General features: G+C 78.1%; 1 pseudogene. It reads right to left on the reverse strand.

The features are described from left to right. A pseudogene (locus tag N869_RS18210) lies at positions 1 to 539 on the reverse strand (type IV toxin-antitoxin system AbiEi family antitoxin domain-containing protein); the annotation flags it as partial.

Consider the following 539-nt stretch of genomic DNA (forward strand, 5'->3'; position numbering starts at 1 on the left):
AGCCCGCGTCGAGCCAACCGCTGCCTCGAGGCGGCCCTGGCGACCACCGCACCCGGGGGTGTCCCGGCCCGGACCGCGGCGCACACCCACCCGAGGGCGTCGTCGTCCCCGCCGGCGCCCGCGACCAGGTCCAGGACGGTGTCAGGAGCAGCCGTGACGGCCAGCCCGCGGACGCGGCGCACGACCGGCGCCTCTCGACGCCGACGAATGGTGACGTCCGTCCTGGTCCGGGGCCGACGGCCGTGGGGGATGAGCACCTCGATGCGGGACGGGGCCGGTGCCCACCCGTGCAGGTACGCCGCCGAGGCGTGGCTCAGCACGGCACCGGCCCCCGCTGAGAGCAGTGCCGCCCGACCGCGGGACGCCCAGGCCACGGGCCCGGAGTGCGTCACGAGCACCCCGAGGTGCAGGCGCCGCCAGTGACCGGCGGCCACCTGTCGGTGGATCCACGCCCGGTCCGCCCCGGCACCGAGCAGCTGGGCGACGGTCACGACGTCGTGCTGCCGGGCCCGTAGGGCGGCCAGCACGCCGGGGTCGGG

This window comes from Cellulomonas bogoriensis 69B4 = DSM 16987, from assembly GCF_000767165.1.
GTDB classification, from domain to species: Bacteria; Actinomycetota; Actinomycetes; order Actinomycetales; family Cellulomonadaceae; genus Actinotalea; species Actinotalea bogoriensis.